The sequence below is a fragment of the Mesorhizobium sp. CA5 genome (genome assembly GCF_020165105.1).
Classification (GTDB): Bacteria; Pseudomonadota; Alphaproteobacteria; order Rhizobiales; family Rhizobiaceae; genus Mesorhizobium.
Map to the genome: position 1 here is coordinate 153995 of NZ_JAIUHJ010000015.1, position 8810 is coordinate 162804.

At 63.5% G+C, this 8810-nt stretch carries 7 protein-coding genes; 3 read left to right on the plus strand and 4 right to left on the minus strand.

Going from position 1 to position 8810, the window contains the following annotated elements:
• Positions 1-78 precede the first annotated feature (78 nt).
• Together LB529_RS20065 and LB529_RS20070 are read left to right on the plus strand one after the other, a co-directional pair.
• The gene (locus LB529_RS20065; RefSeq protein ID WP_224712105.1) at positions 79-2052 is read left to right on the plus strand and encodes a TadE/TadG family type IV pilus assembly protein; all 1974 of its coding nucleotides are present in this window, start codon (positions 79-81) and stop codon (positions 2050-2052) included.
• A 299-nt stretch (positions 2053-2351) separates the two neighbouring features.
• On the plus strand, positions 2352-2984 hold the full coding sequence (locus LB529_RS20070; protein ID WP_140656967.1) for a LysE family translocator: 633 nt from the start codon (positions 2352-2354) through the stop codon (positions 2982-2984).
• 224 nt (positions 2985-3208) lie between these two features.
• On the opposite strand, the gene LB529_RS20075 is transcribed toward LB529_RS20070, so the two are convergent.
• Complete coding sequence (locus LB529_RS20075; RefSeq protein WP_095767874.1) at positions 3209-4033, minus strand: DUF2189 domain-containing protein; 825 nt, start codon at positions 4031-4033, stop codon at positions 3209-3211.
• A gap of 168 nt (positions 4034-4201) precedes the next feature.
• Between LB529_RS20075 and LB529_RS20080 the strand changes: the two genes are divergently transcribed.
• On the plus strand, positions 4202-4708 hold the full coding sequence (locus tag LB529_RS20080; RefSeq protein WP_224712112.1) for a CAP domain-containing protein: 507 nt from the start codon (positions 4202-4204) through the stop codon (positions 4706-4708).
• A gap of 30 nt (positions 4709-4738) precedes the next feature.
• On the opposite strand, the gene LB529_RS20085 is transcribed toward LB529_RS20080, so the two are convergent.
• From LB529_RS20085 to LB529_RS20095, 3 genes are all read right to left on the minus strand, one after another.
• The gene (locus tag LB529_RS20085; RefSeq protein ID WP_224544701.1) at positions 4739-6271 is read right to left on the minus strand and encodes a DHA2 family efflux MFS transporter permease subunit; all 1533 of its coding nucleotides are present in this window, start codon (positions 6269-6271) and stop codon (positions 4739-4741) included.
• Between the two features lie 384 nt (positions 6272-6655).
• Complete coding sequence (locus tag LB529_RS20090) at positions 6656-7876, minus strand: HlyD family secretion protein (protein ID WP_224712106.1); 1221 nt, start codon at positions 7874-7876, stop codon at positions 6656-6658.
• Complete coding sequence (locus LB529_RS20095) at positions 7873-8349, minus strand: MarR family winged helix-turn-helix transcriptional regulator (RefSeq protein WP_095767923.1); 477 nt, start codon at positions 8347-8349, stop codon at positions 7873-7875. The genes LB529_RS20090 and LB529_RS20095 overlap by 4 nt, the downstream gene beginning before the upstream one ends.
• Positions 8350-8810 lie beyond the last annotated feature (461 nt).

The following is an 8810-nucleotide window of genomic DNA, read 5'->3' on the forward strand; positions in this document are numbered from 1 at the left end:
TTGCCAAACCGGTCCTTCAGCGTTTTGTGGAAATGTCGCCCGACAGAGAATCCGCCGGCGGGGGGCCGCTCGATAAAAATGCGCAAATTCTGGCATCAATTCTGCCGTGACCGCCGCGGCAACTATGCGTTCATGACCGCGATCGCCATGGTGCCGCTGATGGGGGCGGTGGCGATGGCCGTCGACTTCAGCGAGCTCAACCGCCAGAAGCAGATGGTGCTCAACGCGCTCGACGCCGCCAATTTCGCCGCGGCGCGGCGGCTTGCCGAAGGCGCCACGGATGACCAGATCAGAGCCTATGCGGTCGACTTCTTCAACGCCAATCTGAACAACATCGACCCCGCCGACATCTCGCTCAACATCACGCTGCCCACCAGCCAGGCCGGCGGCGGTCTGCTCACGATGAGCGCGACGCTGAACTATCACCCTTACTTCTACCCGTCCTCCTCGCTGCTAGTCGGCGCATCCACGGTCGATGCGAACAAGTCGATCAACCTTGCCATGGACTCCCAGGTGCGGCTGAAGAACACGCTGGAAGTGGCGATGGTGCTCGACAATTCGGGCTCGATGACAACACCGGGCACAGGCACGGGCCAGAAGCGCATCGACCTGCTCAAGCAGGCGGCCAAGCAGCTCGTCGACACGCTGGGGCAGCAGGCGGCGCAGATCAAGCAGATCGACAAGCCGGTCCAGTTCAGCCTCGTGCCGTTCGCGGCGTCGGTCAATGTCGGGCCGAACAACGACAACGCCTCCTGGATGGACACCTATGGGCTGTCGCCAATCGCCAACGAGAATTTCGATTGGTCGACGCTGAACGCTCCCGCCAAATACGCTCAGAAAATCAACGGTATCTGGTATAAAAAGGGCACCGGCTGGGGCGCGGAGGAAGGGCAGATACTGACCCGTTTCGAGCTCTATCGGGATATGAAGGTCGTCACCAGCCACGAACGCATCGCCGGCAGCAAGCGCGTCGTCTGCGACGAATATCGCGACAACCATACCTGCGAGCGCAGCCACAACGAATATGATTACAACGACACCTATGGCCCGTTCGCCAGTTGGCAGGGTTGCGTGGAAGTGCGCCCCTATCCCTACAATGTCAACGACACGCCGGCCTCCGGCGGGCCCAACAACACGGGCATCGGCGTCGGCGATCCGGCGACCATGTTCGTGCCGATGTTCGCGCCCGACGAGCCCGGCAACCATTGGTATGTCACACAGGATCCTGACGAACCGAGGCCGGTGACCTATGGCGCCGCCAACAGCTGGTGGAACGACGATCCGTCGAGCACCACCGGCAAGACCAGGCAGTCCAATATGGCCAAATACTTCATGCCACGGCCGATCAATGCTCCGGTATTGAGCTCGGGCGCCGGGCCGAATTACAGCTGCACCACCACACCGATCACGCCGCTCACCGACGTCACCCAAACAGATGGGCTCGCCGCCATCAAGGCGGCGATCGACCTGATGCAGCCCAACGGCAACACCAATGTGCCCGAAGGCATGGCCTGGGGCTGGCGCACGGTTTCGAGCGCCGAACCCTTCACCGAAGGCCGTCCGGAATCCGAGCGCGGCAACGACAAGGTCGTCATCGTGCTCACCGACGGCGAGAACACCTATTCGACGGTCAGTTCCGATCCGGCCGGCAACAGGTCGACCTATGCCGCCTACGGCTACACCGGCGTCGGCTATAACGGCACATCGGTCACCCGCCTGTTCGGCGGCACGTCGAGCGCCATCGGCCAGTTCAACTATTCGTCGAGCAACTACACCGCGGCGATGAACGAGCAGATGGCGAAGCTGTGCGACAATGCCAAGGCGGCCAACATCATGGTGATGACGGTGGCGCTCGACATGTCGTCTATCAGTTCAAGCGACCAGAAGGCGATGGCCGCGCTGAAGGCCTGCTCTTCCGATTCCCGCTTCCGCAAGGATCCGACCGATCCCAGCAAACCGGCCAAGCTGTTCTGGAACGCCACCGGCGCAACGCTCTCCGACAACTTCAAGGAGATTGCCAACGAGCTTTCCAATTTGCGCGTGGTTGGGTAAGGGGGGCCGGCGCTGAGCTGCCATCTCCCCCTTTGCGGGGGAGATGGCCGGCAGGCCAGAGGGGGGTGTGAAGGAACGCCATCCCTTGTCAAATCGGCCACTGCTTAGACCATATGAAATTGTTGACGCCGGCGGGACAGCACCCCCCTCTGCCTTGCCAGGCATCTCCCCCGCAAGGGGGGAGATTGGCAGCTTCGCCGATTTCGCCAATTGTCCGCGCTGGCGCAAAAGCTCCCGCAATCATGCTCTTGCGAACGGCGAGGCGCGTGATGATTGTCACGTCGCCACCGGAGACTCCGATGCCCGACGCCGCCAATCATCTTACCTTCGCGCTGATCTGCCTCGGCATGGTGCTCACGCCTGGGCCAAACATGATCTACCTGATCTCGCGCTCGCTGTCGCAAGGGCCGAAAGCCGGGCTGATCTCACTCGGCGGCGTGGCGCTGGGCTTCCTGTTTTATGTGGTCTCGGCAGCGTTCGGCATCACGGCGCTCATCTTCGCCGTGCCATACGCTTACGACGCGCTTCGCTTCGCCGGCGCGCTCTATCTGTTGTGGCTCGCCTGGCAGGCGCTGAAGCCCGGCGGGCGCTCGCCCTTCCAGGTCCGCGAGTTGCCGAGGGACAGGCCGCGCAAGCTCTTCGTCATGGGGCTGATGACCAACCTGCTCAATCCGAAAGTGGCCGTGCTCTACCTGTCGCTGCTGCCGCAGTTCATCAATCCGGCCAAGGGCCATGTTCTGTCGCAGCTTCTGGTGCTCGGCGTGACGCAGATCTCGATCAGCCTCACCGTCAACGCCATCATTGCGGTGACGGCCGGCTCGATCGCGAATTTCCTCGCCGGACGGCCGTTCTGGCTGGTCGTGCAGCGCTGGATGATGGGCACGGTGCTGACGGCGCTGGCCTTGAAGATGGCGACCGAGGCGCAGCGCTAGGGCACATTGATATTCAGGTGAGACCGGCCTGCAAATGACGGCTGTCTGCGCTTCCGGTTCTCACGTACAGCAATACGCTCCGCTCCGGCCTTCGCCGGCCGAAGCCCTCATAAGTGTCTTTGCCCTATGAAGGCTACGGCCGGCGTAGGCCGGTTCTCGAAAGCCATCATTCTCGACCCCGCCTGACCTGAATCTCAACGCACCCCAAGGGCGAGCCATCAGATCTACATCGGCCGGCGTACAGGCCGGATCTGCTCCGGCTCGACCACCTTGCGGTAGAGATGCCAGGTCGCGTGGCCGAGGATCGGCATGACGACGGCAAGCCCGGCAAACAGCGGGATCGAGCCGACCACCAGCAACACGGCGACCGTAAGCCCCCAAAGCGCCATGGTCAGCGGATTTGCCATGACGGCACGGGCCGAGGTTTCAATTGCCGAGACGGCGCCGACATCGCGGTCAAGCAGCAGCGGAAAGGCAATGACGGTGGTGGCCAAAACGACGGCGGCGAAAACGAAACCGACGGCGTTGCCGACGAGGATCAACGTCCAGCCCCTGCCGGTCGTCAGCACATCGCGCAAAAAGGCGCCGACCGAAGCGGGTGGCTCGGCGCCGAACAGGCTGGTGTAGAGCGACTGCGCGGCGAACAGCCACAACAGGAACAGCGCGAAGAGCAGGACGCCGATGACAGCGATCGACGGCAGCGCCGGCGAATGGCGCACGTCGAGCGCATGGTGCCAGCGGCTGCTCATGCCGAGCTCGCGCCGGCGGCTGATCTCATACAGGCCAATGGCCGCGAAGGGCCCGATCAGCGCAAAGCCCGACATCAGCGGATAGACGAGTTGGATGGCATTGGAGCCGGAGCTCCACCGCGTCAGGATCAGGCCGACGATCGGATAGATCAGGCATAGGAACACATAATGCGACGGCTTGGCCCAGAAATCCTCGGCGCCGAGCCTCAACGCATCCCAGAGATCCGACGTGGTGATGTGGCGCACCGTGGGCTGCACATGCATCCCGCGCGCGTCCGCCATGACATGAAAACCAGCCATAACCGTCCTCCGTTTTATACCGGGGGCGGTCACCGCCTGGGTGGCCGCCCGTGGCTGCCACTTTCAAGAACGCCGGGATGATAACCGATCTTCCGGGGAATGTCGCGCGTCATGCGATTTTCATCGCCCTGCCCGGCAAAAGCCACGATCGCCGGTATCAGAGGCCGCATGACCACCTCGATCACCACCTCCCCCGATTTCAACCGCCGCACGTTGCTCGCGGCCGCCGGCCTAGTGGCGCTTGCCGGCATAGCCGCCTGCAGCACCGTCTCCGTGCCGACCGGCGAAGGCGCGGGCGTCTCTTCGTCCGCAACAGCGACGTTGGCCAGTATCCGCAGCTCCGCCGGTCTGCCGACGCTGACGCCGGACGCGCAGCTCGAACAGGCGGCGCTGCAGCAGGCCGGCTATATGGCCTCGCGCGAGCGCGTGAGCCACACCACTGGCTGGGGCAAGGATTTCGCCTCGCGCATGAAGGACAATGGCGTGCGGGGTGCTGCGGCCGAAAACATCGCCGAGGGCCGCTTCGACCTTGAGAAGCTGTTCGACATCTGGATGCATTCGGCCGGCCACCGCCGCAACATGCTCGATCAGGATTTCAGCCGCTTCGGGCTGGCTTACGTGCGCGACGGCCGCGATCCGGCTTTGCGCTATTGGGCGCTGGTGCTGGGCCGCTGAAAAGGCGGCCGGCTGAGAGCAGCGACTTTATCAATCCATATGCGCGGCCGGCGCCCCGCCCGCCGGTGCCGCTTTTGGCTTGCGCAGCAGAATGACGAAAGGAATGGCGGCCAGCGTCATCACCATCAGGATCTTGAAGTCGTTGATATAGGAAATCATCATCGCCTGGGCATTCACCGCGCGGTCGACCTGCGAAAGTGCTACGGGATCGCCGGCGGCGGCCGCCGGAGAAGCGGCCCACAGATTCGGGTTGTATGGATTGATGAAGGCCGACAACTCGGTGTGGTTGACCTGGGTGTTGCGCACCATCAGCGCCGCGACCACCGATACGCCGATGGAGGAGCCCAGATTGCGCACCAGGCTGAACAGCGAGGTGGCGTCGGTGCGGTAGCGCGCGTCGAGCGTGGCGAAGGCGACCGTCGACAGCGGCACGAACACCATGCCCATGCCGAGGCCCTGGATGACGCCCGAGGAGATGATCAGCCAATTATCCATCTGCGGCGTGAAGCTCGCCATCGTATAGAGCGACTGCGCGGTGAGCAGGAAGCCGATGGCGACAAGGATCCTGGCATCGATCCTGTGCATGATGCGGCCGACGACCAGCATCGAAATCATCGTGCCGATGCCGCGCGGACCCAGCACGACGCCGATGGTCACGGTCGGATAGCCGAAGATGTTGGCCAGCATCGGCGGCAACAGCGACATCGAGGCCAGGATCAGCACGCCCATGACGAAGATGAAGCCCAGCCCGGTCACGAAATTGCGGTCGAGGAATATCTTCGGATCGATGAAGGGATGCTCGGCCGTCACCGTGTGGATGATGAACACCCAGAAGCCGGTGAGCGACAGAGCGAGCTCGATCCAGATTTCGGCCGAGTTGAACCAGTCGACCTCGCCGCCGCGGTCGAGCAGAAGCTGAAGCGCGCCGACACCGAGCGACAGCATGGCGAAGCCGAAGAAGTCGAAGCCGCGCACGCGCTTGGCGATGACCGGCAGGTAGGCGGCCATGCCGAGGAAGGCGAGGATGCCGACCGGCAGGTTGATGAAGAACACCCAGCGCCAGTTGAAGTTTTCCGTCAGCCAGCCGCCGAGCGTCGGCCCCAGGATCGGCCCGAGCATGATGCCGGCGCCCCAGATCGCCATTGCCTGGCCATGGCGCTCCTTCGGGTTGATGTCGAGCAGGAAGGTCTGCGACAGCGGCACGATGGCCGCGCCGAACACGCCCTGCAGCAGGCGGAAGAGCACTATGGTCTCGAGGCTCCAGGCAAGACCGCAGAGCATGGAGAAGATGGTGAAGCCGACGACGGCGGTGAGGAACAGTTCCTTGCGGCCGAGCCTGTCGGCGAGCCAGCCGGTAACTGGCGTCATGATCGCCGCCGCCACGATATAGGAGGTCAGCACCCAGTTGATGTTGTCGGGCGAGGCGCCGAGGTCGCCGGTCATGGTCGGCAGCGCGACGTTGGCGATCGTGGTATCGAGCGCCTGCATGATCGTCGCCAGCATCAGCGCGACTGTGATCAGTCCGCGGTGCGGCACTTCCTTGAAAGGTTCGGGCGTGCTCATGATGCTGAACTTCCAGCAGGTAACAAAAACATGTACGCTAGAGCATGATGCTGAAGTATCCTGCTCTATCTCTTTGATTAGAGGCGGATTCAGATTTCAGGTCGAACAGGCCCGAAATCATCCGGCTCTAGGTTTCCGGGCGGCAAGCCTTCGTTGAGAGACCTTCATCGCGGTGGGACGCGACTTATCGATGTGGGGGTTACATCGACTGAAAGTCTCTGTTGGAGCGGATGCCTGCCGCCCGGAAACCTGAGGACCAACGGGTCCGTGGCCGGGCCTCAGCTTTCGAACGAGCCGCCATGCGGCTTGCCTTGCTGATCCCTTGCCACGTCTCCACCGGACCAATCCCCTCAATGCCCGACGGATCGCGACGGGCTCGCTGTCTTACCGCGCCTGCTCCCCTGCCGTGGCGTGACCGAAGATCGACGGCAGGCCGCGCGCCACGCCGGTGTCGACGGTGACGGTGGCGCTCATGCCGGTGCGCAACGCCATCTTGGCGTCGGGGTCGGTCAATTCCAGGCGCACGGGAATGCGCTGCGTGACCTTGACCCAGTTGCCGGTGGCGTTTTGCGCGGGCAGCAGCGAAAACTCCGCGCCCGTCCCGGCGCCGATGGCTTTCACGGTCGCCTCGAAGGTGCGGCCCGGATAGGTGTCGACGACGATCTCGGCCTTCTGGCCCGGCTTCATGTTGGTGAGCTGGGTCTCCTTGAAATTGGCGTCGATCCAGGTGTCGCCCGTCTCGACCAAGGCGAACAGCGGCGTGCCGACGCCGACATACTGGCCGACCTTGAACGACGCGGCCTGGTAGACGATGCCGTCCGCCGGCGCCTTGACCGTCGTCTGCGCCAGATCGTAGGCGGCCTTGTCGCGCGCAGCGAGCGCCGCCATCACGGTCGGATGCTTGTCGGTCTCGATATCCGGATTGCCACCGAGCGCTGCCTTGGCGCTGACGATGCCCTGCTGTGCGACGGCGAGCTGCTGCTTGGCCTTGTCGAGATCGTTGCGGGCCTCGTCGAGCGACGACTTGGCGTTGATGCCTTTCTGCGCGAGATCGGCGGCGCGGCCATATTGCGACTGCGCATAATCGACCTCGCTGGAGGCGGACTTTTCCTGCGCCATCGCCTGGCTGTAAGCGGCGCGCAGCTGCTCGACATTGAGGCGCGCGGCGGCGACCGCCGCATCGGCCTGGGCGAGCGCAATCTTGTAAGGCTCGGGGTCGATAACGAAGAGAAGGTCACCCTGCTTGACCAACTGGTTGTCGGCTATGCCGACCTGGACGATACGGCCGGCCGTGTCGGAGGCGACCGAAATCCTGGCCTGCTGCAGGTTGGCGTTCTCGGTTTCCTGATAGCGGCCGCCCGTGATCCAGACATACGCGCCGCCGGCAAGCAGGGCCAGCGGCAGGGCGACCATCAACAGGAAGCGCCCGGGGCGGCGCTTCTTCTTCGGCGCCGGAGCGAGCCGCGGCTCGGCAGCCGCCGCAACCGGAGCGGCCGCCGGCTGGGCCGGCGCTTCAGCGACCGGCTGCGCCGGCGCATTAACGACCGGCTGGGCCGGCGCAAGCTTGGTGACGTTGTCGTCTTCTATCTTGGCTGCCGCGTTCATGCTGCTGCCCCTTCCGTATTCTTCATCTTTTCCAGGGACGTCTCGGCGTCCGTCAAATTCTGCACGATGGCGTCCAGCACTCGGATCAGGACGCGGCGCTCTTCCGCCGACACGCCGGTCAGCGATTCCTCATAGACCTCGCCGGCAAGGCTCTTGACGTCGGCATAGGCCGCGTTCGCCTTCTCGGTCGGGAAGATCATGCGCACGCGCCGGTCGGTCGCGTCCTGGCGGCGCTCGATCCAGCCGCCCTCCTCCATGCGGTCGACCAGGCGCGAAACGCTGATCGGCTCGATTTCGAGGAGCTCGGCAAGCCGCGCCTGCGCGACGCCCGCCTCCTTGGCAACGCGCACGAGCAGCCGCCATTGCGCCGAGGAAAGACCCAACCCGCTGGCGCGCGCCTCGAAACGCTTGCGCATCAGGCGCTGCACGTCGTGGATCAAAAATCCCAATCTGTCGATACCGTCGGAAACCATGAGCGGCATATATAATAAGCGTGCTTACTATTCAAGAGGCTGCGTTGTTTCAGAAGCCGGCAAATCGAGGTTGCAGCAAAGCAAGCTCCCTTACGGTTAGCGATCGATGAACGTGCAGGGGTCGGTGCCGGTAGTGTGGCAATCCGCAGCTCCTCGTCCTGTTCGATTATCAGGATGGGCCGGCTACAAGAAACTACTCGATTTCCTCAAGGCGCATCTGGCGATGAGGGGTGTTCCAGCGGACTGAGACGTTGGCATTGCCTGGAGCACCCCTCATCCGTCGCCTTTCGGCGGCACCACCCAGCCCTTCGCTGGCTCAGGGCGTTCGAAGTTCGAAAAGCAATTGGCTTTTCGTTCGCTACGCGGAGCCCTTCTCAGCCCACAAGGGGCCTGTTGCGCAGTTAGCGAGAACAGGCTCGCAGAGGGGTTTTGGCCGCGAAGTCTATTGTGCTTGGTGGGCG